We start from the raw sequence: 429 nt of genomic DNA, 5'->3' as shown, positions 1-429 counted from the left end.
AAAAAGAGAAAGAAGGGAAAAAGGAAAAGGGGAAGAGAAAGGGGAAAAGGAGGGGGGAAGGAGAGGAAAAGGAAGAAAGAGAGAGGGAAGGAAGGGGAAGGAGGGAGGGAAGAAGAAGAGGGGGGAAAAAGAGAGGGAAGGGAGGGGAAAAGGAAGGGGGAGAGAGGGGGAGAAAGGAGAGGAAAGAGGGGAAAAAAGAAGAAGAGGGAGAGGGAGGGGAGGGGAGGGAGAGAGAGGGGGAAGGGAGGGAAGAAGAAGAGAGGAAGAAAGGAGGGAAGAAGGGGAGGAGAGAAAAGAGGAAGGGAGGAGAGGGGAAAGGGGGAGAGGAAGGGGAGAAGGAGGGGGAGGGAGAAAGAGAAGGGAAAGGGCGGAGGGGGGGGGAAGGAAGAAGGGGGAGTGTGCGTATCCCGGCGAACACTACCGCTACGC

Annotated in this window: 1 protein-coding gene; it reads left to right on the top strand. The window is 56.4% G+C overall.

Going from position 1 to position 429, the window contains the following annotated elements:
• A partial coding sequence (locus KW828_RS22205; RefSeq protein WP_218338302.1) for a hypothetical protein occupies nt 1-429 on the top strand: 429 nt, incomplete at both ends.

Source organism: Enterobacter sp. ENT03 (assembly GCF_019218745.1).
Classification (GTDB): domain Bacteria; phylum Pseudomonadota; class Gammaproteobacteria; order Enterobacterales; family Enterobacteriaceae; genus Enterobacter_D.
Note: the sequence above shows the minus strand (reverse complement) of the source record. Positions and strands in the feature narration are given on the sequence as shown.